This window comes from Tenacibaculum aquaeponti, assembly GCF_057221555.1.
Window position 1 is genome coordinate 280,409 of the sequence record NZ_CM170147.1, and the last position, 24,245, is coordinate 304,653.

Genomic DNA, 24,245 nt, shown 5'->3' on the forward strand with positions numbered 1-24,245 from the left:
TTACGCAAATGAATTTGTTTGTGATAAAATAAATAGTATGAGTGAAGAATTAAAACCAAGATTTGTTGATGCCTTACGAAGGAATAACGATCAAATTAGAGAAGACAGAGCCAAAACTATTGGAGAAGATGCAGAATTAATCTATCGAAGAAGAGTAGAAGACATCGAGTTAAAAATTAAAAGATTAACTAGAGAACAAGAAGGAGCGATAGACATCAGTCCATTAGATAAAAACAGTTTAACGTTTGCAGATTTTGATCCGGAAAGTTTTGTGATAAAAGACATAGAATTATCCTTAAAAATCAGAAACTTAAACATTCAATTAGAAATTGCACAAAAACGATACGAATACTTATTCGGTAAAAAAATATAATTATGGGAGGAACTAGATACAATTTAAGTAAAAGAGCTTTAAAAGCACAAAAGGAAGGCTACGCAAGTAAGTCAATAAATGAAATCTTTAAGCAGAATAGAGAAAGACGCGCGCACAATTCAATGAATCCGAATGGGGTAGATTTCAGAGAAGCGAGAGATTCAGAAGTACACCCAAATTCATTTCCAGTAATCTTAGCGTTAGATGTTACAGGAAGTATGGGACACATTCCACACGATTTAATTAAAGAAGGTTTGCCTAAGTTAATGGGAGGAATTATTCAAAATGGAGCAGAAGATGTCGCTTTATTATTCTTGGGAATCGGAGATCATGAATGTGACAGTTATCCATTACAAGTTGGTCAGTTTGAATCTGGTGATGAAGAATTAGATATGTGGTTAACGAGAACTTATATCGAATCTGGTGGAGGTGGAAATGCAGGTGAAAGTTACTTGTTATCATGGTATTTCGCTGCCTTCCATACAAGAACAGATGCTTTTGAAAAGAGAAATCAAAAAGGAATTTTATTTACGATTGGAGACGAACCTAATTTGAAACATTTACCAGCTTCAGCAATAAAAGAAATTATGGGAAGCGGTCAGCAAACATTTTCAGAAATGGAATTGTTTCAAGAAGTTCAAAAGAAATATGATGTATTCCATATCAGCGTAAATCATTCCGGAAGAGCAATTCAAGCAGAAAAAGGCTGGAAACAATTATTAGGAGACAATTGTATTTCTGTTAGTGATTACAGAACAATTCCTGAAGTTATTACAAAAGTAGTATGTGAAAATTATCCATCAGCAAGTGGAAAAACAGATATTTCAGGAGTAAATTTTGATGATATAGAAATGTTATAAAGATGAAAAAAGCAAAAATAGTTATAGGATTAGGTTTTGGTGATGAAGGAAAAGGTATTACAACAGATTTTTTGTGTACTAAAAATCCAGAAGCTATAGTAGTTCGTTTTTCGGGCGGACAACAAGCAGCACATACGGTAAAAATAGGAGATAGAAAACACGTACATTCTAGTTTTTGTAGTGGAGCATTACGTGGATTACCTTCTTATTTTAGCGAACACTGTACTATTCATCCTACTTTTTTGCATACAGAATTACAAGAATTAAAAAAGAAGAAAGGCAACGTTACTTTGTCAGTTCATCCATTGGCAAAAGTAACGACTCCTTTCGATGTTTGGTCGAATAGAAAAAACAATAAAAATTTAGTTCACGGAAGTTGTGGTAAAGGGATAGGAGCAACAATGAAGAGAAATGAAGGACCGTATAAATTGTATGCAATTGATTTGGTCGGTCCTAAATCTATGCTTTTAGAAAAACTAAACAGTATTGCAAACTATTACGGATTATATGATATTCCAGAATTAAGCGCTGAAGTAGCATATTTTTTAGATTGTGTTTCCGATTTAGATATAAAAATTAAAGACTATTCTTTTTTAAATACATATGAAACCATTATTTTCGAAGGTAGTCAAGGAGTATTATTAGATATGAATCATGGTACGTTTCCTAATGTCACTTATGCAAACACCACAGCAAAAAATGCCATAGAGATTTGTGAAAAGTTAAACATTGAAAATATAGAAACCTATTATATAACAAGATCTTATGCGACACGACATGGAAATGGTTGGATGCTAAATGAAGAAGAATTAGAATTGGTAAATACTGAAGAAGAAACCTGTGTTTACAACGAATTTCAGAAACATTTACGAACAGCTAAACTAAACATACTGTTATTATTACATGCGAAAAATATTGACCAGATTTATAATAAATCAAAGAAATCAACTTTAATAATGACGTGTTTAGATCAATATGAACCAGAATTAAATTGGGAGTTATTAAAAGAAAATTTTGATGAAATTTATGGCTCTTACGGTGCAGAATCAACAGCAATTAAAAAAATAAACATATGAATCCCTTATTATATACAGACGGATACAAAGTAGATCACAGAAGACAATATCCTGATAACACTACTTTAGTATATTCTAACTGGACACCAAGAAAAAGTAGAATTGAAGGTGTAAACGAAGTTGTATTCTTCGGCTTACAATACTTCATTAAAAAATATATTATTGATGATTTTTCGAAGAATTTCTTTCAGCAATCAAAAGAAGAAATTTCAAAAAGATATGCGAGAAGAATCAACAATTATTTAGGCGAAAATCAAGTGGGTATAGCGCATATTGAAGCATTACACGATTTAGGATTTTTACCAATGGTAATTAAAGCTTTACCAGAAGGAGTTTCAGTACCGATTCGTGTACCAATGTTTACGATGTATAATACATTACCTGAGTTTTTCTGGTTAACAAATTATTTTGAGACTTTATTATCTACAACAATTTGGATGCCTTGTAATTCAGCAACAATAGCGAAGCAATACAGAAAGATTTTAGATAAATATGCTTTAGAAACTTCTTCAATTCCTGAATTTGTAGACTGGCAAGGTCACGATTTTTCTATGCGCGGTATGGCAGGATTAGAAGCTGCTGTTTTATCTGCATCTGGTCACTTATTAAGTTTTACAGGAACAGATACAATTCCATCAGTAGATTTTTTAGAAGAATACTATAATGCAAATTCTGATACTGAGTTAATTGGAGGATCTGTTGCTGCAACCGAACACTCTGTAATGTGTATGGGAACGAATAGTGGAGAAGAAGAAACATTTAAAAGATTAATTACAGAAGTGTATCCTAAAGGAATTGTTTCTATTGTTTCTGATACTTGGGATTTATGGAAAGTGCTAACAGAATATCTTCCGAATTTAAAAGAAGAGGTTTTAGCAAGAGATGGAAAAGTAGTCATTCGTCCAGATAGTGGAGATCCAGTTGATATTATTTGTGGAAATCCAAATGCGAATTCAGAAGTTGAACAAAAAGGAGTAGTAGAATTACTTTGGGATATTTTTGGTGGAGTTACAAATGAAAAAGGGTATAAAGAGTTAGATGCACACATCGGAGCTATTTATGGTGACAGTATCACTTTAGCTAGAGCAACTCAAATTTGTGAGCGATTAAAACAAAAAGGGTTTGCATCTACCAATGTTGTTTTAGGAATCGGTTCTTTTACATATCAATATAATACAAGAGATACTTTCGGGTTCGCTATGAAAGCAACGTACGGAGAAGTAGCTGGAGAAGGAAGAGCCATTTTTAAAGATCCAATTACAGATGATGGAACTAAAAAATCAGCGAAAGGATTAATTAAAATTGAAAAAGTAAATGACACGTACAAATTAGTTGATCAAGTTTCTTGGGAAGAAGAACAAAAAGGTGAATTAAAAGAAGTATATAGAGATGGAAAATTATTAATCGATGATAGTTTGGCTGAAATTAGAAAACGATTATTATAAACCTTGTTAATTAAAGATTTAGGTGTTTTAAATAAACTGAAAAATCAATATATTTGGTTAGAATATTAACCAGATAAATATGATAATTAAAAGTAAAATAAGAGTATTCGTACTCTTATTTTTGTTTACGAGTATACACAGTATTTTTGCTCAAGAAACAAAAAAGAAGAAAGATTCTATTAAGAAAAAGGCTACAAAAACACTCCCGCTTGAGCCTAAAAGAACAATTTCATTTACTACAGATAAAGGAACTTGGATTTCTTTAGATGTTAGTCCAGATGGTAAAACAATTGTTTTCGATTTAATGGGAGACATTTACACAATTCCAATTACTGGAGGAAAAGCAACTCAAATTACTAAGGGATTAGCTTATGATGTACATCCTAAATATAGTCCAGACGGAAAATCATTAGTGTTTATTTCAGATAAAAGTGGTTCTGATAATATTTGGACACTTGATTTAAAAACCAAAAAGGATAAACAAATTACTAAAGAAAGTAAACATAATTTTTTTTCAGCTGAATGGACTCCAGATGGAGATTATATAGTTGGAGGAAAAGGAAGAAGAAATATAAAATTACACATTTATCATAAAGATAGTGGTTCAGGATCACAATTGTTCGATAAACCTAAATCAATAAAAGCAATTGATCCTGCTTTTAGTCCAGATGGAAAATTATTATACTTTTCGCAACGTTTTGGTTCATGGAATTATAACGCAAGTTTGCCTCAATATCAAATAGGAACTTATGATATGGAAGATGGTGATAGATCTGTTATTACCTCAAGATATGGATCAGCTTTTACTCCTACATTATCAAATGATGGAAATTGGATGGTTTACGGAACTCGTTTTGAAGATGAAACAGGTTTGGTTTTACGTGATTTAAAATCAGGAGAAGAAAGATGGCTAGCTTATCCAGTCCAAAGAGATGAACAAGAGTCAATTGCTCCTTTGGGTGTGTTACCTGCTATGTCTTTTACACCAGATAGTAAAAATTTAATAGCTTCTTATGGAGGGAAAATTTATTCAATTCCTGTCTCAGGAGGATCAGCAAAAGAAATTCCTTTCTCAGTAGACGTAAATTTAGATATGGGACCTAGGTTAGAATTTAAATATCCTATAGAAGATACTAAAGAAGCTTTTGTAACTCAAATTAGAGATGCAAAACCTTCACCAGATGGAACCAAACTTGCATTTACGGCTTTAAATAGATTATATGTTATGGATTTACCTAACGGTAAGCCTAGAAGATTAACTAAAAATGATTTTACTGAAGCGTATCCAGCTTGGTCTCCTGATGGGAAAAGCATTGTTTTTACAACTTGGAAACAAGGTGGAGGTCATTTATATAAAATAAATAGTACAGGTAGAGCAAAACCAGTTCAGTTAACAAAAGAAGTAGGTATTTATACTGAGCCTAGTTGGTCATATTCTTCAGATAGAATTGTATTTATTAAAGGAGCTGCACAAGTTTATGATGATGCAGTGAGTCCTTTTACAAGTAGAGTACAAGAGGATTTAGCTTGGATTCCTTCAGATGGTGGAGCTATTACTATTATTGATAAAACAAAGGGAAGAGGAAAACCTCATTTTACTAAAATTGATAATCGCATTTATTTAAATCATTTTGAGAAAGGACTAATTTCTATTCGTTGGGATGGAACAGATGAAAAACAACATTTAAAATTATCAGGAATTACAACTTATGGTTCTGGTGATGTTTTCGGAAAGGGACATAATCATGCAAATGATGATCATTCACATACAGCAATGCCAAGTAATGAAGAAGGATGGAGAGAAAGTAGTAAAGCATCTAAACCTTCAGAAATTCAAATTTCTCCAGATGGAAAATCAGCGTTAGCACAAATTAATAATAATATTTATACTGTTATTATTCCCCGTTTTGGAAAAACACCATCAATTTCATTAGCAAAACCACAAAATGCTTCTTTTCCAGCAATGAAATTAACTATTTTAGGAGGAGAGTTTCCTGCTTGGTCTTCAGATAGTAAAGAAGTACATTGGTCTTTAGGAGCTAGTCATTTCAAATACGATTTAGATGCAGGCAAGAAGTTCAAAGATAGTCTTGCCTCTGCTAAGAAGAAAGAAATGGAACTTAAAAAGAAAAAAGAAGGAGATAAAAAAGATAGTAAAGACAAAAAAGCTAAGAAGAAAAAAACACCTAAGTTTAAAGCACAAGAGTTTAAGATTAAGGTAAAATATATACAAGATATCCCTCAAGGAACATTATTATTAAAAGGAGGAAGAATCATTACTATGAATGGTGAGGAAGTTATAGAAAATGGTGATGTATTAATAGAAAACAATAGAATTAAAGCTGTAGGTAAGTCTGGAACTTTAAATGCATCAAAAAAAGCGAAAGTAATAAATATCACAGGAAAAACAATTGTTCCTGGTTTTGTAGATACTCATGCACATATGTGGCCGTATTGGGGATTACATAAAAATCAGGTGTGGTTATATTCTGCAAATTTAGCTTATGGAGTTACAACAACTAGAGATCCACAAACTGGTACTACAGATGTATTAACATATGCTGATATGGTAAATTCGGGTATGCTTCATGGTCCGAGAGTTTATAGTACTGGGCCGGGTGTAGGTTTTTGGCAATATCAAATTACAAGTTTAGATCATGCTAAAGATGTACTAAAGCAATACAGTGAATATTATAATACAAAGAGTATTAAAATGTATTTAGTAGGAAATCGCCAGCAACGCCAATGGATTATTATGGCTGCAAAGGAGTTAAAATTAATGCCTACTACTGAAGGTGGATTAGATTTTAAATTGAACATGACTCAACTTTTAGATGGTTATCCAGGTCATGAGCATTCATTCCCAATTTATCCAATTTATAAAGATGTTACTAAAACTGTTGCTGACTCTAAAATGGCAGTAACACCAACATTATTGGTTTCTTATGGAGGGCCTTGGGCTGAGAATTATTATTATTCGAGAGAGAACGTTTGGGGAGATAAAAAAATTCAATATTTCACACCTTATGAAGAATTAGCTCAGAAATCTAGAAGAAGACCAGGTTGGTTCATGGATGAAGAACATGTGTTTAAAAAGCATGCTGAGTTTATGAAAGATTTAATAGAATCTGATGGTATTGGAGGTATTGGAAGTCATGGGCAATTACAAGGTTTAGGATATCATTGGGAGCTTTGGTCTGTTGCTAGTGGAGGAATGAAAAACCTTGATGCTTTAAAAGTGGCAACGATTTTAGGAGCAAGAGCTATTGGTTTAGATGGAGATTTAGGAAGTATAGAGAAAGGGAAACTAGCAGATATTTTAATTTTAGATAAAAATCCATTAGAAAATATTCGTAATACTAATACAATTACTCATGTAATAAAAAATGGTAAAGTTTATAATGGAGATACATTAGATGAGATTTGGCCTAAAGAGAAAAAGGCAGAGATATTCTATTGGCAAACTAAAAAACCGAAAGGATTACCGGGAATTAAAAAATAAAATGCAAATATTTTTTTTAACTTTTAAATTGTGGATTTTTTGTTTTTTTTACAGTTAAGTTAAATATATGTTAAATAAATAACTATATTAGCTCGATTTATTTTATAAAAACCTTTCAAAATGAAAAAAATTTATTTAAAATTAACAGCATTGGCAATTACGGGAGTTGCATTTGTTGGATGTAATTCATCTGAAGATACATCAGAAGTTTCTATCGAATCTATTGTTGAGAATTCTTCAGAAATAATTGCAGGGCAATACATTGTTACATTAACTAATGGAACATTAAGTAGACCTTCAGCAAGAGGTACTAAAATAGCTTATGAGAGTACTGTAGCTTCATTAAAAACTGAAGTGTGTAATAAATTTGATGGATTTAAAATTAAAGGAGAAAATATAAAAACAACTTTTGGGTATGCGCTTCAAGGTTTTGTAGCTAATCTTACAGATAAGCAAGTGGCTGATTTAAAAAATGATCCAAGAGTTAAATCTATAGAAAAAGATTATTTAATCACATTAGCACCACCTCCTGGTAAAGGAGGGCCAGGTGGAGGTGGAGGAAGTACTCCTTCACAAGAAACTCCATGGGGAATAACAAGAGTTGGAGGTGCTGTTAGTGGAGCTGGACAAACTGCATGGATAATTGATTCTGGTATTGATTTAGATCATCCAGATTTAAATGTTGATGTAAATAGAAGTAGAACTTTTGTTACTTCTGGAAAAGACTCAAAAGATGCAAATGATGGAAATGGTCATGGAACTCATGTTGCTGGTACTGTTGGTGCATTAGATAATAATATTGGAGTAATTGGAGTTGCACCTGGAGCAAACTTAGTAGCATTAAAAGTTTTAAGTTCAAGAGGTACAGGTGAGTTTTCGTGGACTGTTCAGGCTTTAGATTATGTAGCAGCAAATGGATCTGCTGGTGATGCAGTAAATATGAGTTTAGGCCCAAGATCTAGATATACTGATTCTGCTGTTGATCAAGCAACTTTAAATGTGGCAAACTTAGGAATTAATATCGCTATTGCAGCAGGAAACTCTGATGATGATGCATCTTTCTATTCACCTGCTCGTGTTAATCACCCTAATGTATATACAATTTCTAATATGACTATAAATGAAGTTTTAGCAAGTAGTTCTAACTATGGAGAACCTGTTGATTATGCTGCGCCAGGTACTTCAATTTTATCTACATGGAAAGATGGAGGTTATAACACAATTAGTGGTACTTCTATGGCTTCACCTCATGTATGTGGTTTATTAATTTCAGGAGGTGTAACTGGTGATGGTTTTGTTCAAGATAAGGATAATGATCCAGATCCAATTGCAGTAAGAAAATAGATTTTATATAAAGTTTTAAAATATAACAGAGCCTCTACTTTTAGAGGCTCTGTTTTATATAAAAAATTAAAAATTAATTTCTACGTTTATTCGCTATTAAGGTATTTTTTAATAACATAGCAATAGTCATAGGACCAACACCGCCAGGAACAGGAGTAATAAAAGAAGATTTTTCAGCTACTTCGTCAAAGGCCACATCCCCAACTAGTCTAAATCCACTTTTTTTAGAAGGATCAGCAACTCTTGTAATTCCCACGTCGATTATAACAACACCTTCTTTTACCATATTACCTTTTAAAAATTCTGGAATACCAATGGCAGCAATAATAATGTCTGCTTCTTTAGTAATATTCTCTAAATTTTTAGTTCTACTATGCGTTAAAGTTACAGTAGCATTTCCGACTTTTCTCTTTTGAGAAAGTAAAATACTCATAGGACTTCCAACAATATGGCTACGTCCAATAACGACAACATTTTTTCCTGAAGTTTCAACTTCATAACGGTCTAATAATTCTAAAATCCCAAATGGAGTTGCAGAAATAAAAGTAGGTAAGTTTAAAGCCATTCTACCAACATTTTCAGGATGAAAACCGTCTACATCTTTGGCTGGATCTATAGCTAATAAAACTTTTTGTTCATCAATATGTTTAGGTAAAGGTAGTTGTACAATAAATCCATCAATATCATTATCGACATTTAAGATTTCAATTTCATTTAACAATTCAGCTTCAGTAGTTTCTTCTGGTAATTGAATTAAAGTTGATTCGAAACCTACACGTTCACATGCTTTCACTTTTGCATTAACATAAGTTAAACTAGCCCCATCATTACCAACAATAATTGCTGCTAAATGAGGCGCTTTTTTTTCGTTTCTCTTTAATTCACCAACTTCTAAAGCTATTTCTTCTTTAATGTCGGCAGAAGTTTTTTTTCCGTCTAATAAAATCATTTTTTGTTGTTAGTGTGTTGTTTATGTTGTGTAAATAAAAAAGAGAAGTGGGCACACTTCTCTTCTGTAATTTTTTATCTCATTCCTCGCATCATTTGCATCATTCTTTTGCCTCCGCCACCTTGCATCATTTTCATCATTTTACTCATTTGATCAAATTGTTTCATGAGTTGATTTACTTCTTGTACTGAGGTTCCAGAACCTTTAGCGATTCTCTTTTTTCTACTTGCGTTTATAACAGAAGGTTTACTTCTTTCTTCAGGGGTCATTGAAAATATAATAGCTTCAATTCCTTTAAATGCATCATCATCAATATCTACATCCTTTAAAGCTTTTCCAGCACCAGGTATCATTCCAACTAAATCTTTCATGCTACCCATTTTTTTGATTTGCTGAATTTGATTTAAGAAATCGTCAAAACCAAATTGGTTTTTTGCAATTTTCTTCTGTAATTTTCTAGCTTCAGCTTCATCATATTGTTCTTGAGCACGCTCAACTAACGACACAACGTCTCCCATTCCAAGGATACGATCAGCCATACGATTCGGATGGAATACATCAATAGCATCCATTTTTTCACCCGTACCAATAAACTTAATTGGCTTATCAACTACAGATTTAATAGATAATGCAGCACCACCTCTTGTATCACCGTCTAATTTTGTTAGTACAACTCCGTCAAAATTTAAAACATCATTAAAGGCTTTAGCAGTGTTTACTGCATCTTGTCCTGTCATAGAATCTACAACGAATAATGTTTCATTTGGATTTACAGCTTTATGAATATTAGAAATCTCAGTCATCATTTCTTCATCAACAGCTAAACGACCTGCGGTATCTATAATAACCACATTTTTTCCGTTTGCTTTTGCATGCTTAATTGCATTTTGAGAAATTTCAACAGGATTTTGGTTTCCTACTTCAGCATAAACTTCAACACCGATTTGTTCTCCAACAACTTGTAATTGATTAATAGCGGCAGGACGATAAACATCACAACCTACTAATAATACTTGTTTAGTTTTCTTGTTTTTTAAATAATTGGCCAGTTTACCTGAGAAGGTTGTTTTACCCGATCCTTGTAAACCAGACATTAAAATTACAGTTGGACTCCCGCCAAGGTTAATACCTACTGTATCTCCTCCCATTAATTCAGTTAACTCGTCTTTTACGATTTTAACCATTAACTGACCAGGATTTAACGTTGTTAATACGTCTTGTCCTATGGCTTTTTCCTTAACCGAGTTTGTGAATTGTTTTGCAATTTTAAAGTTAACATCGGCATCTAAAAGTGCTCTACGAACTTCTTTTAAAGTTTCGGCAACGTTAACCTCATTTATCTTACCATGACCCTTCAGCGAGTGTAGAGCCTTATCTAATTTTTCACTTAAATTATTGAACATCGATGTCTACTACATTTTTTAGAGGCACAAATATAGGTATTTTAAGAGTAGTTTTCAATTAAATCTCTTGTGTGATGTTCTGTATGATGCGCAGTCCACATAATTATTTCTCGAAGTGGCATTTTTCCTAGTAATGGATGGGGTAAAATTAAGTTGTCTAGTTTATAATCACTTAACTTTTTAGTCTTACTTTGTAATTTTTTATTCTGCTTTTTTAAAGTAGCTACAAGTTTAATTATTTTTTTTTCGTTTGGAGTACTTACTTTACTATTAAAATCTCTGGCTTTGTCTTTATATTTTATTAATTTTTCGTCATATCTTTTCACAATCTCTTCATATGTTCTTAATTCTCTATTAGTTGTGCCAAATTTTGCTTTTAAAATAAATGGCGGTAAATTTAAAGCAAGATTCAATGGTTTAATAGAATCTACAAGGTGTTGAATTTGTTGACCAGCTGTCCATCGATTTATTGGTCCTTTCTCCCAATATTTTCCTTCTTGTTTAGATATCCATTGAAATAACTGTTGATGTTTTTCTTCAAGTAAATTTGAAATTGAATTTTTATCCATATCCGTATAAAATGAAATGCATTTTAAAGATATAAAATTAAATTTTACAATTGACTACATTAAAAATACGGTTGATTACATTTCGTTTTTTTTAAGTTTAAACTTCAAATACTTTTGAAAAAGTAAAACAAAAAACAAAGTCATGAGAACAAAATCGATTATACTAACATTGATTTTAATATTATCATCTATTGCATATAATTTAGCAGCACAGACAAATATTAAAGTCTATGGAAAGAATGAAAATTTTAAAAAAGCAGTAGGAAATATTACTCTGTTTATTAAAGGAAAAGGAAAGTTTCATATAGAATACGAAGGAGATATAGAGGTTTCAGATGATGATAAAGATATTATTTCAATTTCAAGAGATGGTTTTATAGAGATTAAAAAAACAAGTTTTGGAAAAAAGAGAAGGCTGGTAATTGAAGCAGAAAGTGGCTCTTTAAAAAAGAGATATTATGTTGGGTGGAGTGAAAAAAACTTTGACCCTGAAGGGAAAATTTGGTTAGCTGAAATTCTTCCAGAAATTGTAAGGTATACTGGTATTGCTGCAAAATCTAGAGTAGAAAGGTTTTATAGAAGAGGAGGAGCAACAGCAGTTTTTAATGAAATAGAAAAATTAAATGGCGATTATGCTGAATCTACATATTTTAAACTTTTGTTAGATAAGGGTTTGGATAATTCGGAATTAATAAAACTTATAAATTTAGCTAGTACTACTATTGATTCTGACTATTATTTATCGGATATTCTTCAAAAAAATCAAAATTTATTTTTACAAAATGAACAATCAGTATCAGCATATTTAAATGCCACAAAAACTATAAAATCTGATTATTATAAATCTCAGTTAATAGAAAATGCGATTGATAATACAGAGATAACAGACGAGCAATTAGATAAATTATTAGAAATTTCTAAAAATATTAGCTCAGATTATTATTTATCTGAAGTGTTAACTAAAATTTTAGAAAATAGAGATTTAAATAAATCAAATATGAATAAAATTATGAAATTATCTAACAGTATTAGTTCAGATTATTATAAGAGTCAAATTTTGAAAAAAGCATTAAAAAAGAAAGATTTATCTAAAGAGAATTATGATACTTTTATTAAGTCTATGGGAGATGTAGATTCTGATTATTATGCTTCAAATGTAATTAAAGATTTACTTAAAAAGGATTTAAATGATAAATCATTAAATGAATTAATAACACTTGTAGAAAAGAATGTAGATTCTGATTATTATGCATCTGATGTTTATAAAAAATTAGCTAAAAGAGATTTAACAGAAAAGCAATTAATTAAAATATTAGAGTCTTTACATACTATCAATTCAAGTAATTATTTATCATCTGTTTTAATCGCTTTTGCTCCAAGTGTGAAACAGGCTTCCCAACGTGTTAAAGACGCTTATTTAAAAAGAGCTAAAAGTATAGATTCAGATCTTTATTTTGGTAGGGCTATAAAAGCAATTTATTAAAAATTATACAATAAAAATTTTAATATGAAAAAGAGTTTACTTTTCGTTTTTATAATGACATTTTTAATTTTGGTTTCTTGTGAGTATCACAATAAAAATAACGATTCGTTTAAAATTATAATTAACGAAAAAACAAAGAAATTAGATTTATTGTATTCAGAGTTGTACAATAATCAGAAATTTAACGGTAATGTTCTTGTTGCTGAAAAAGGAGATATAATATTCCAAAAAAGTTTCGGATTGGCGAATGAAAAAGATCAGATTAAATTAAATTTAGAAACTACTTTTGAATTAGCTTCTGTATCTAAACAATTTACAGCAATGGGAATAATTTTACTTGAAAAAGAAGGAAAATTATCTTTAACAGATACCATATCAAAATACATCCCTGAGTTAAAAGAATACAAAGCTATAACGATACAAAATTTGTTAACACATACAAGTGGTTTACCAGATTATATGGAATTGTCAAATAATGAATTAGATAAAAGTAAAATTGCCACAAATCAAGATATTATAAATCTTTTTCATAAAGTTAAACCAAAGAGAAATTTTGAATCAAATCAAAAATGGGAATATAGCAATACAGGATATTTATTATTAGCTACAATAATTGAGAGAGTAAGTAAGAAAGAATATGGAGATTATTTGAAAGAAAAGATTTTTGATCCTTTAAAAATGAAGAATACTTTCGTACACAGAAGAAGATTCAATCCTAAAGAAATTAATAATTACGCATTAGGGTACATTTATTCTGATAGTTTGAAAAAGAAAATATTACCTGATGAATTAGGTAAAGAGTATTATGTGGTTTATTTAGATGGAATTGTTGGTGATGGTATGGTAAATTCAAATTTATATGATTTATTGAAATGGGATAGGGCTTTGTATAATAATGTATTAGTGACTGAAGAGGAAAAAAAGCATATATTTTCATCATACAAAATTAATGGAAATACTGAGACAGATTATGGTTATGGTTGGATGATTGAAGATTCTGAAAAATTTAATAAAATTGTTTCTCATTCTGGAGGATGGGCAGGTTATATTACTTATATAGAAAGGCATATAGATAACGATAAAACAATTATTATTTTACAAAATAATTCTACAAATCAAATTGAAATACCTATAAAAAATACAAGAAGGATTTTATATGGGATGCCTATTGAAAAACCTATTAAATTAGTTAAAGAGGTTTTAGGAAATTTAGCTGGAATTTATATTTCAAATAAAGGAATAGAAGAACAAATTATTTTTGAAAATGATAAACTTTGGGTTCCAATGAATCCAGAAATTAACCTTGAATTAGTTCCTGTATCTGAAACAAAATTTATTGTCGATGGATTTTCACCAGAAGTATCATACACGTTTGTCCTTAATAAAAAAGGGGAAGTTAAACAATGTAGAATTCAACAAGAAGGAACTAAGGTAGATAAAGTAATAAAAAGAAAAAAAAATTAAAAGTCTTAAGTTTAAGTTCATGTAAATGAAACTAATAAAAATACATCTTCTTACTATTATAACTGGACTAGCATTAGGAATATCAGTGGGATATTTTATGCTAATAGGAGAGCAAAAAGGAGAAGATATTAATATAATTACCATCTTTTTATTAGCTTGTTTGGGGATAGTGTGTGGATATTCAAATTTGGTTATTTCCAAAGTTTTAGATAAACAATTACCTTGGAAAACAAATGAAGGAACACGATTGTTTTTAGGAATAATATTACATTTTGTAATTACTTTTTTAATAAGTGTTTCTCTTTTTTACTTCTATCTTTTGGCATTGAATCCTATTTCTGATTTTCTATCAGAATATTCATTGATTTTAATAAAATTGAGTATTATATTTTTTATAATTTCAATATTATTTCAAGTAGTTTATTTTGCTTTATACTCATATTATGCATATGCTACATTACAGATAGAAACAGTAAAACTTCAGAGGAATCAAATAGAACATCAGCTAGAAGCTTTAAAATCACAATTAAGTCCACATTTTTTATTCAATGGTTTAAACGCGATTTCATCATTAACTCATAAAGACAAAACAAAAGCCTCTTTATTTATAAGAAAGTTAGCTTTAATGTACGATTATGTTTTAAAAAGTTATGATACAAAACTCATTGAACTAGAGAAAGAAATGGAATTAGTAGCGTCATATATTTTTTTAATTAACAATAGATTCGAAAATAAATTTAAATGTGAAATAACATTATCTCCTGTTTTATTAGGAACTAAAATTCCACCATTATCTATACAAATGTTGGTAGAAAATGCTGTTAAACATAATGTTTTAAGTATTGAAAAACCTTTGATGATGAAAATTACAAATGATGAGGAATTTATTTATGTTCAAAATAATATTACATCGAAGCCTAAAAAGGTTAGTTCATTTAAAATAGGGTTGAAGAACATTAACAAAAGGTATTTGCTTTTAACAGGAAAAAACATAGAAATGAGCAATGGAGATAAATTTCTAGTAAAATTACCTATTATACGATGAAAAAGTTATTTATACACAAACCTTTGTTTCGATTACTAAGTCCTGTTTTTAGTGGAGTAGTGGTGTATTTATTAATTCTTTTGGTGAATAATAATGTAGCACAAATTCGACAAGAATTTTTAGGACAAGAATTATATGTGTGTATTGGGTTATCGTACATAGTTCAAGAGTTTTTAAGGTTTTCATTATTACAATTTAAAAGGTTTTTTAAATCATTAAGTAGTCCTTTTTTTATACTAATTCAAGTCTTCGTTACCATAATATTATGTATTGCAATTGTATCGTTATTTATGACAATATATTACAAGAAAATATTAGGGTTTTCACCAAATTTTGAAGAGTTATTATTGTTCAATAGTATTTTTAGTGTTGTAAGTGCTATTTATATTTTACTTTTTATTAGTCACGAATATTTACATAAAATAAATACAGATAAATTAAAAGAAGAGGAACAATACCTTCAATTTATAGAAGAAGATTTTCAAGAATTTAAACAAGGGATTAATCCTAGTTTATTATTCGAAAGTTTAGAAAACTTATTAGTATTAATTCAAAATGATACTGATTTAGCAGATAATTTTATCGATCATTTAGCAACAATATATCGTTATATTTTATCAAGTAAAGAAAAACAATTGGTAACGATTCATGAGGAATTAGAAGCTACAAATGAATTGGTACATCTTTTTAATTATTTACCATTCAGAAATATTACAATAGTAAATGGTGTTAAAAGTGATTTTTTAGTTGTACCAAGAAGTTTACTTTTTACAATTGAACAAATTATTAGGACTACAATCATCTCATCGAATTTAGAATTAAAAATAGAATTAAAAGAAACGGAAAATAGTTTTATTCTAACTTATGTAACCAATGATAAAATAACAACACCATTTACATTACACAGTATTAAAGAGATAGAAAGAGTTTATAAAATATATAGTGATATAGAAATACAGCTTATTACAACTGATTTTAAACGAACGATAACCTTACCAAAACTAACTACCAAAACTGAAAAAAACTAAAATGAAAATAATAATAGTTGAAGATGAATCCTTAGCTGTAGAGAAACTAGAACGTTATCTTTTAAAGTACGACGGAACTATTGAAATTTCAACGAAACTTGATAGTATTCAAAGTGCAGTAGAATTTTTTCAATCAGAAAATGAATTTGATGTTGTTTTTATGGATGTTCAATTAACAGACGGTCTAAGTTTTGAGATTTTTAATCAAACTAAGATCGAGAAACCCATCATATTTGTTACAGCTTTTGATGAATACGCGATAGATGCTTTTAAGGTGAATAGTATAGACTATATTTTAAAACCAATTACATTTACTGATATCTCCAAAGCAATGACTAAATTAAAGTCAATGCAAAATCTTTTCAAAAAAACAGAAGTTGTATCTAATGTTGCTAAAGATTTAATCAAAAGAAAGTTTAAAGATCGCTTTTTAGTGAAATTAGGAAACCATATTCATTCAGTAAAAACAGACGAAATTTCTTTGTTTTATGCTGAAGGAAGAACAGTATATTTAGTAACGAATTCTGGAAAAAAATATATTTTAGATTTTAAATTAGAAGATTTGGTAAAAATTTTAAATCCTAAAAACTTCTTTAGAGTAAATAGAACATTTATAGTTGGAATCAATCCAATTAAAGATGTGTTAGTTTATTCTAATAGTAGATTAAAAATCACAACATCATTTCAACTCGAAAAAGAAATTATAGTAAGTAGAGAAAAAGTTTCTCTATTTAAAAATTGGTTTGAAGGTAATTAATTATAAAGCTTGTTTTTATATTTTTTGATACCAAGAACTAACCCGAAACAACTAATAATTATAATACAAATGAGCATTGGAATAATAAGAAATTTTATGTTAAGTAAAGTACTTATTATTGTTAGTATTAAAAAAGAAACTCCAATATATATCCATATAGGCTCAGATTCTAATCTGTTTTGAGAAGGAAAATTTGGTTCTTTATTAAAGAGAACTTTTAAAGTGTCCCAATCCCATATCAATAGTAAAATATTAGCTAATAACATTAATCCAGTTATAATAGGTGTTCCTCTAAAATCATAAGATATTGTAATAACAAAAACATTGGTAATAATAGCAAAGAAAGCAACAGCACCTAGTTTAGCATAGCGTTGTGTCATCAATAATATTCCTGCAATTAATTGTCCTATTCCTAAGAATTTCCAATAAATTCCAGATTGATATAGTGTTTCAAAAAAATGCCAAGCTGTGTTGATCGGATTTTCAGCACCACTTTCGGTAGTAAATCGCATCCCTTGTATTTTTTTAATACTAGCAAATACAAAAGCAAAGCCTATTAAATACCTAGTGTATATAATAAACAATTGAGGTAATAATTTATTTTTCATCTCTGTTTTTACTTGGTTACTTAGTTAGAGACGAACAATATAAATTTTTGTTACCAAAGAGTCAGGTATTTACTTTGTATAATACACAAGATTCTAGTTTAGGATATTCTTTTAAAAATGGATGATTAAAAGTACTGGCTTTTTGCATTCCTATTTTCTCCATTACCTTTATTGAAGAAATATTAATTGAAGGAGCAACAGAAACAATTTCAGATAACTTTAAAGTTTCAAAACCGTACGATAAACAACGTTTTGCACCTTCAGTAGCGTAACCATTTCCCCAAAACTTTGGTAATAACCGCCAACCAATATCTGTAGAAGGATTAAAATCAGCTTTATAAGTTTGTAAAGAAAGCCCCACAAAACCTATAAATTCTTGAGTTTCTAATTTTTCAGTAGCGAAATAGCAATATTTATGTGTTTCAAATTGCTGCTGCATTCTTTTTATAAAATCTTCACATTGTTCTTTAGAAGCTGTAGAAGGAAAAAAACGCATAACTTCTTGATCGGAATTTAATTTATATAAATTATCTAAATCATTAATAGTCCAATTTCTAAATCCTAAGTTTTCAGAAGTAAATATGTAAGAGTTCATTTTGTTAATTTTTATCAGTATGAAATCACATTTTTTTTGATCACAAAAAGCAAATTAATACATTTACTTCCTAAGGAACCGAACAAATATTGATTTTTTATGAAAAAAAGTATCACGCTGAAAGAGTTGGCTAAGATTCTTGATGTTTCTGCATCTACAGTTTCAAAGGCTTTAAATGATAGTTATGAGATTAGTGAGGCCACAAAGAAGAAAGTTGAAGAAGCAGCTAAACGATATAACTACAGACCAAATAGAGCTGCTTTAAATTTAAAATCAGGAAAAACAAATACAATAGGAGTAGTATTACCAAGTATTAAAGATTTCTTTTTAGTTAGAGCTTTAAGAGGTATTGAAAGTGTTTTAGCAGATACAGATTATAATATTATTATTACCGTTACTAATGAATCTTTTGAGAAAGAAGTAAAAGCTGTAGAAACCTTAGTAAATGGTTTGGTTGATGGTATTATTATAGCGGTAACTGAAGAGACACAAATTAAACAAGATTTTAAGCATTTAAGTGATATTTCAGAAAGTATCGATTTATTAATGTTTGATAGGGTTGATAATCCTGTAGAATGTGATAAAGTTTTGGTAAATGATTTTGAAGCTGTACAAAAAGCTGTACGACACTTAAAGTTTAAAGGAGCTTCTAGTGTAGCATTAGTTTCTTCAAATAAAAATTTAAGTGATGAAAATACAAGGCTATTAGGATATTTAGAGGCTATAAAAGATAATCAAGATCCTCTTATTGTTAAAGGAAATGAAATGTATATTGAAAATGAACTTCATGTTTTATTTGATGAAGAAAAAGTAGATGGAATTATAGCATTAGATGAAGAAGCTTCATTAGCAGCTTTTAGAACAGCTAGTAAAAGAAAACTTTTAGAGGATAGAAAATTATTAATGATAGGTTATGCTGGAACAAAAATTTCTGAACATTTAAAACCTAGCTTAAGTACGGTTGATCAACATGGAAAAAGAGTAGGAAGAACTACAGCAAAACAATTATTAGATAAATTAAATAAAGAGTCAAAAACAAATAAAGTTACAGTTGTGTATTCATCTTTATGCGAAAGAGCAACAACACAAACAATTATAAATCCTCTGTAAAATGCTTACGAACTTTATTTTTTGAGAATTTCTCTTGATTATATTGTTCTGAATTTCCTTTAGGAATAGATAAAGATTGCCATTTTTCGTTAGTTAACATTTTCCCTAAAAATACAATTTGCCCTGTATGATAAGAGTAATGACAAAGCTGACGATTAATTGCTTCCGTAACAGTATGTCCATGATTTCTGATGTAAATAATTTTTTCTAAATCATTTTGATGTAAAGATCCAATTGCGTTAAATAAACATTGCCATCCTTTTTGCCAATATGATATTATCTCATCTTTAGAAACAAAAGTATTTAAAAATTCTTCATCTCTATTGCGCTATTCTTTTTCGCCATCTTCAGTTAAAAAGTTAGTCCATCTAGATAACATATTACCTACCATGTGTTTTACTATAATTGCTATAGAATTTTCATGAGTATCAGCTATCCAAAAAAATTGATCATTAGTAAGTTGATTAAATGTTTTATCTCCTAAATCTTTGTAATATTCAAATTGCTTGATAGCGCTATTTAAGTAAGAATTGGTCATAAAAAAGAGTTGAATTTTCAACTCTTAATTTACATTATTTTTTTGAAGGAATAAATTTTAGGGCTACACCATTAATACAATCTCGTAATCCTGTAGTCTCTCTGGGTCCATCATTAAAACGATGTCCTAAATGCCCGCCACAAGTATTACACTTAAGTTCCGTTCTGGCATAACCAATCTTATAATCTACATCAGTTTCAATATTGTTTTCAATAGCTTTATCAAAAGAAGGCCAACCTGTTCCTGAATTAAATTTACGTTCCGATTTGTACAAAGGAGTTTCACAACCAGCACAAACAAAAGTCCCTTTTTCTTTTAAGTAGTTAAATTCACTTGTGTTTGGTCTTTCTGTTCCAGCTTTTCTCAATACATAATACTGCATTGGAGTTAAAGCTTTTTTCCATTCTTGATCGGTTTTTTGAACCTTATATTTTTTCGATGAAGCTTTATCTTTCTGTGCAATAGATTCACAAGAAATTAAGGCTAATACAGCGAATAAAACAAATATTTTTTTCATACTTAAGAAATTATAAAATCAACAACTCTATTCATGGTTTCTTTATCACGTAAGATTTTTGTGTGTCCTAATCCTTGCGTGATTAAAATAGAACCTTGGTTTAAGTTTTGACGAATACTGTATGCACAACTTACAGCCACATCACCATCTAAAGAATCATGAACAACTAAAGTAGGTATATCTACTTGTTTAGCTGTTTCAGAGCTAGCATTTAAATCGATATCTTTACCTAATTTCTTATCATAATAATTTTTCATTCTTTTAGCAATCTCAGGTTTTAATGTAAGATTGTTTGTAAAATTCATTAGAATTTCACTGATCGTATCTCCAGAGCCAATAGATATAATTTTATTTGTTTTAAAGCCATCTGCATATGCAGAATATAAAGACATTCCTCCCAAAGAATGACCAACGGCAGCTTCAAAAGGACCGTGTTCTTTATTAACTTCATGAATAGCTTCAATAAATTCAGGCATTAAAGTAGTTTTACCTTCAGATTTACCATGAGCTGGAGCGTCAAAAGAAATTACCATATATCCTTTTTCAAGTAATTTATCTGCAATCATAAATAGCTGTGTACTTCTACCGCACCAACCATGAACCAGTAGTATTTTTTTAGTAGAGTAACCATAAGTTAATACATCAATCTCTTTATTGATAGAAGAAACTTTTAACCTGCTTTTTTGAGCACTCTTCCACATTGTTTTTTCTCGTTCAGGTAATTGAAATTTGATAGGAGTTGAAAATAATTTCAAAGAAAACTTTGTTGCCAAAGCAGGAGAAATAAACTGAATAATTTTACTTATTTTTTTGACTTTATTTGGAATAGCTAAGCCTTGGGGTAAAATTCTGTTTGAAGCTGTTTTCATTATCGGGTGAATATTTTTAATGTAAAGATAGAATTTTGTATTTTTAAAAACATAGAAAGTGACTTTTACACTAAATTTGAGTCATATTTTAATAAAGAGTAACAAAAAATCAATAAAAAGATGAGAAGAATTTTAGCTTTAGTAACTGTAATCACATTATTCATTCAATGTAGTACTGTACCAATTACAGGAAGGAAGAGAGTGAATTTTGTAAGTGATTCTCAAGTTTTACCTATGAGTTTTCAACAGTATAGTGGTTTTTTAAAAGAAAATAGTAGTAAATTAATTAAAAATACTAAGCAATCTAGAGAGTTAAAATCAATAGGTAAAAATATAGCTGCTGCTGTTGATCGTTTCATGAGAGCTAATGGAATGACTTCTGAAGCTAATTCTTATCGATGGGAATTTAATTTGATTAATGATGAAACAATTAATGCTTGGTGTATGCCAGGAGGAAAAGTAGTTTTTTACACAGGCATTATGCCTATATGTGCTAATACTAATGGAGTTGCTGCAGTAATGGGGCATGAGGTTGCTCATGCATTTGCAAAACATGGACAAGAAAGAATGTCTTCAGCTCAAATGCAACAATTAGGAGGTTTAGCAGTAGCTCTAGGAACAGCAAATAGTAAGCAACGTAATTTATGGAATATGGCTTATGGTGTAGGATCTCAATTAGGAATGCTTAAATTTAGTAGAACTCATGAAACTGAAGCAGATAAATTAGGTTTAGTTTTTATGATAATGGCAGGTTATAAAGGAGAAGAAGCTGTTAATGTTTGGTTTCGTATGAGTGAAAATGCTAAAAAATCGGGTAGAAAAGCACCCCCAGAATTTTTAAGCACTCATCCACACAACCAAACAAGAATTGTAGATTTAAAAGCATATTTACCTACAGCAAAAAAATTAGCAGCTAAATATAATGCTGAAACAAAAAATATAGGAGTAAAAAAATAAAAGGTAACTTTTTGAGTATATTGCAAACCGTTCTTAAAATAAGAACGGTTTTTTAATTTTTCTAAGTGATGGTAAAAATACAAGGAGACTCAAAAGTAATTAAAGCTTGGGCTTTTTATGATTGGGCAAATTCAGTTTATTCTTTAGTGATTAGTACAGCAATTTTTCCAATGTATTATGATGCGGTAACTGAAGGTAATTTTGTAAGTTTTCTCGGTATAGAATGGGAACATCCTAATTCTTTATATACTTATGCATTATCATTTTCATTTTTAATTGTAGCTATTATTTCACCAATTTTATCAGGTATTGCTGATTACAGGGGAAATAAAAAGAGTTTTATGAAATTCTTTTGTTTGTTAGGAAGTTTATCTGTTATGAGTTTGTATTTATTTGAAGGCTTATCTACAACTTGGATTGGGATTATAGCTAGTATTTTAGCAAGTATTGGTTTTTGGGGAAGTATTGTTTTCTACAATGCATATTTGCCAGAGATAGCACATCCTGAAGATCATGATAGGGTAAGTGCAAGAGGTTTTATAAATGGATATATCGGTTCTATTTTATTACTTCTTCTATGTTTATCATTGGTCATATTTCATGATTCTTTTGGCTTAACAGAAGGAGTGGCTACACGTTTATCTTTTGTACTTGTAGGAGTTTGGTGGTTAGGTTTTGCACAAATTACTTTTAAAAAATTACCAAAAGATAAAAAAATACCAAAAGATCAATTAGAAGAAGGGTATTTATGGAAAGGCTTTCAAGAGCTTAAAAAAGTATTGAAAGAAGTAAAAAAAGATCATCCAGTTTTAAAACGTTTTTTAATAGCTTTCTTTTTGTTGAGTGTTGGTGTTCAAACGATCATTTTAACAGCTACATTATTTGGAACAGCAGAATTAAAGTTAGGAAAAATTAACCTAATAGGAACCATATTAATTATTCAAGTTTTGGCAATTTTAGGTGCTTTTCTTTTTTCTAGAATATCTGAAAAATTTGGAAATATAAAAGCTTTAACGATTACTATTATTGTTTGGATGTTTGTTTGTTTTGGGGCATTTCTTTTACATAAAGATTTAAATAATATTTTAGTCTATTTTTATTTGTTAGGAGGAGTTTTAGGTTTAGTATTAGGAGCAATTCAATCTTTAGCAAGGTCTACTTATTCTAAATTAATTCCAGAAACAAATGATAACACAACTTATTTTAGTTTTTTTGATGTAACTGAAAAAATTGCAATAGTAACAGGAACCTTTGTTTATGGTTTCTTAAATGCCATTACAAACTCTATGCAATGGAGTGTTTTATCTTTAGCTATTTTCTTCTTTGCATCTTTAGTAGTTTTATTAAGACTGAAAAAGACAAAGTATGTGTCTTAGAAAAATATATTTATTAGTTATTTATAATCATTTCTTGCATCTGTAAGTGCTTTATGACAGTTGTCACAGATTTCATCTGTAAAACAAATAAAAAATTCACCTTTTACAATTCCATATTTCAGAGTATATTTTTCTCTATTTAAGCTTTTAAAAGATTTATTTAGGTAGTCTTTTTCTTTCTCAGTCAATAAGTCATAATATTTGAGTTTAATGATAGCTTCACCATTATTATTTTCTACAATACCAATGTTAACTAATTTTTCTTTGAGTTCTGGATTATTATTTAAAATATCAATATAATTTTCTATACTCATTTCTTTACAAGGAGTGTTCATAACAATAATACATTAAAGTTTATCTTCAAATTTAGTAAATAA

General features: G+C 29.6%; 22 protein-coding genes and 1 pseudogene. 14 read left to right on the forward strand and 9 right to left on the reverse strand.

Going from position 1 to position 24,245, the window contains the following annotated elements:
* Positions 1-37 precede the first annotated feature (37 nt).
* The 6 genes from AC2TEO_RS01335 (at position 38) to AC2TEO_RS01360 (ending at position 8,600) form a co-directional block, all read left to right on the forward strand.
* Positions 38-373 (forward strand): hypothetical protein, encoded by a 336-nt coding sequence (locus tag AC2TEO_RS01335; protein ID WP_299621980.1) that lies wholly within the window; start codon positions 38-40, stop codon positions 371-373.
* Positions 374-375: 2 nt separating this feature from the next.
* Positions 376-1,233 (forward strand): hypothetical protein, encoded by an 858-nt coding sequence (locus AC2TEO_RS01340; protein ID WP_442266385.1) that lies wholly within the window; start codon positions 376-378, stop codon positions 1,231-1,233.
* Positions 1,234-1,235: 2 nt separating this feature from the next.
* Positions 1,236-2,309 (forward strand): adenylosuccinate synthetase, encoded by a 1,074-nt coding sequence (locus AC2TEO_RS01345; protein ID WP_442266386.1) that lies wholly within the window; start codon positions 1,236-1,238, stop codon positions 2,307-2,309.
* The gene (locus tag AC2TEO_RS01350) at positions 2,306-3,754 is read left to right on the forward strand and encodes a nicotinate phosphoribosyltransferase (protein ID WP_442266387.1); all 1,449 of its coding nucleotides are present in this window, start codon (positions 2,306-2,308) and stop codon (positions 3,752-3,754) included. The genes AC2TEO_RS01345 and AC2TEO_RS01350 overlap by 4 nt, the downstream gene beginning before the upstream one ends.
* 121 nt (positions 3,755-3,875) lie before the next feature.
* Entirely contained in the window at positions 3,876-7,256 is a 3,381-nt protein-coding gene (locus AC2TEO_RS01355; protein ID WP_442266388.1) for an amidohydrolase family protein, read from the forward strand.
* Between the two features lie 120 nt (positions 7,257-7,376).
* Positions 7,377-8,600 (forward strand): S8 family serine peptidase, encoded by a 1,224-nt coding sequence (locus AC2TEO_RS01360; protein ID WP_442266389.1) that lies wholly within the window; start codon positions 7,377-7,379, stop codon positions 8,598-8,600.
* Positions 8,601-8,673: 73 nt separating this feature from the next.
* Here the strand turns inward: AC2TEO_RS01360 and folD are convergent, their stop codons facing one another.
* The 3 genes from folD to AC2TEO_RS01375 form a co-directional block, all read right to left on the reverse strand.
* Entirely contained in the window at positions 8,674-9,549 is an 876-nt protein-coding gene (gene folD, locus AC2TEO_RS01365; protein ID WP_442266390.1) for a bifunctional methylenetetrahydrofolate dehydrogenase/methenyltetrahydrofolate cyclohydrolase FolD, read from the reverse strand.
* Positions 9,550-9,623: 74 nt separating this feature from the next.
* Positions 9,624-10,952 (reverse strand): signal recognition particle protein, encoded by a 1,329-nt coding sequence (ffh, locus tag AC2TEO_RS01370; protein WP_442266391.1) that lies wholly within the window; start codon positions 10,950-10,952, stop codon positions 9,624-9,626.
* Between the two features lie 41 nt (positions 10,953-10,993).
* Positions 10,994-11,521: a DinB family protein gene (locus AC2TEO_RS01375; protein WP_442266392.1), complete on the reverse strand. Its 528-nt coding sequence runs from the start codon at positions 11,519-11,521 to the stop codon at positions 10,994-10,996.
* A 142-nt stretch (positions 11,522-11,663) separates the two neighbouring features.
* Between AC2TEO_RS01375 and AC2TEO_RS01380 the strand changes: the two genes are divergently transcribed.
* From AC2TEO_RS01380 to AC2TEO_RS01400, 5 genes are read left to right on the forward strand one after another with little or no spacing between them, the layout of a single operon-like run.
* Complete coding sequence (locus AC2TEO_RS01380) at positions 11,664-13,004, forward strand: hypothetical protein (protein WP_442266393.1); 1,341 nt, start codon at positions 11,664-11,666, stop codon at positions 13,002-13,004.
* Positions 13,005-13,028: 24 nt separating this feature from the next.
* Positions 13,029-14,468 carry a serine hydrolase domain-containing protein gene (locus tag AC2TEO_RS01385; RefSeq protein WP_442266394.1) on the forward strand — a complete coding sequence of 480 codons (1,440 nt, stop codon included), beginning with the start codon at positions 13,029-13,031 and terminating at the stop codon, positions 14,466-14,468.
* A gap of 25 nt (positions 14,469-14,493) precedes the next feature.
* Complete coding sequence (locus AC2TEO_RS01390) at positions 14,494-15,513, forward strand: sensor histidine kinase (protein WP_442266395.1); 1,020 nt, start codon at positions 14,494-14,496, stop codon at positions 15,511-15,513.
* Positions 15,510-16,541 (forward strand): histidine kinase, encoded by a 1,032-nt coding sequence (locus AC2TEO_RS01395; RefSeq protein WP_442266396.1) that lies wholly within the window; start codon positions 15,510-15,512, stop codon positions 16,539-16,541. The genes AC2TEO_RS01390 and AC2TEO_RS01395 overlap by 4 nt, the downstream gene beginning before the upstream one ends.
* Before the next feature lies 1 nt (position 16,542).
* Positions 16,543-17,298 (forward strand): LytR/AlgR family response regulator transcription factor, encoded by a 756-nt coding sequence (locus AC2TEO_RS01400; protein WP_442266397.1) that lies wholly within the window; start codon positions 16,543-16,545, stop codon positions 17,296-17,298.
* Here AC2TEO_RS01400 and AC2TEO_RS01405 read toward each other — a convergent pair.
* Both AC2TEO_RS01405 and AC2TEO_RS01410 read right to left on the reverse strand, forming a co-directional pair.
* Positions 17,295-17,906 (reverse strand): hypothetical protein, encoded by a 612-nt coding sequence (locus tag AC2TEO_RS01405; RefSeq protein WP_442266398.1) that lies wholly within the window; start codon positions 17,904-17,906, stop codon positions 17,295-17,297. The genes AC2TEO_RS01400 and AC2TEO_RS01405 overlap by 4 nt on opposite strands.
* Positions 17,907-17,967: 61 nt before the next feature.
* Entirely contained in the window at positions 17,968-18,501 is a 534-nt protein-coding gene (locus AC2TEO_RS01410; protein WP_442266399.1) for a GNAT family N-acetyltransferase, read from the reverse strand.
* 99 nt (positions 18,502-18,600) lie between these two features.
* Between AC2TEO_RS01410 and AC2TEO_RS01415 the strand changes: the two genes are divergently transcribed.
* Positions 18,601-19,611 (forward strand): LacI family DNA-binding transcriptional regulator, encoded by a 1,011-nt coding sequence (locus AC2TEO_RS01415; protein ID WP_442266400.1) that lies wholly within the window; start codon positions 18,601-18,603, stop codon positions 19,609-19,611.
* Here the strand turns inward: AC2TEO_RS01415 and AC2TEO_RS01420 are convergent.
* From AC2TEO_RS01420 to AC2TEO_RS01430, 3 genes and pseudogenes are all read right to left on the reverse strand, one after another.
* Positions 19,595-20,149: pseudogene (locus AC2TEO_RS01420) on the reverse strand (DUF1572 family protein). The gene AC2TEO_RS01415 and the pseudogene AC2TEO_RS01420 overlap by 17 nt on opposite strands.
* A gap of 34 nt (positions 20,150-20,183) precedes the next feature.
* On the reverse strand, positions 20,184-20,666 hold the full coding sequence (gene msrB, locus AC2TEO_RS01425; protein WP_442266401.1) for a peptide-methionine (R)-S-oxide reductase MsrB: 483 nt from the start codon (positions 20,664-20,666) through the stop codon (positions 20,184-20,186).
* Positions 20,667-20,668: 2 nt separating this feature from the next.
* Positions 20,669-21,535: an alpha/beta hydrolase gene (locus AC2TEO_RS01430; protein ID WP_442266402.1), complete on the reverse strand. Its 867-nt coding sequence runs from the start codon at positions 21,533-21,535 to the stop codon at positions 20,669-20,671.
* A gap of 120 nt (positions 21,536-21,655) precedes the next feature.
* Between AC2TEO_RS01430 and AC2TEO_RS01435 the strand changes: the two genes are divergently transcribed.
* A complete protein-coding gene (locus AC2TEO_RS01435) occupies positions 21,656-22,492 on the forward strand; it encodes a M48 family metallopeptidase (protein ID WP_442266403.1) in 837 nt (278 codons plus the stop codon).
* 68 nt (positions 22,493-22,560) lie between these two features.
* Positions 22,561-23,868, forward strand: coding sequence for an MFS transporter (locus AC2TEO_RS01440; protein ID WP_442267737.1), 1,308 nt, complete (start codon positions 22,561-22,563; stop codon positions 23,866-23,868).
* A 17-nt stretch (positions 23,869-23,885) separates the two neighbouring features.
* Here AC2TEO_RS01440 and AC2TEO_RS01445 read toward each other — a convergent pair whose 3' ends face one another.
* Positions 23,886-24,203 carry a hypothetical protein gene (locus AC2TEO_RS01445; RefSeq protein WP_442266404.1) on the reverse strand — a complete coding sequence of 106 codons (318 nt, stop codon included), beginning with the start codon at positions 24,201-24,203 and terminating at the stop codon, positions 23,886-23,888.
* Positions 24,204-24,245: the final 42 nt, after the last annotated feature.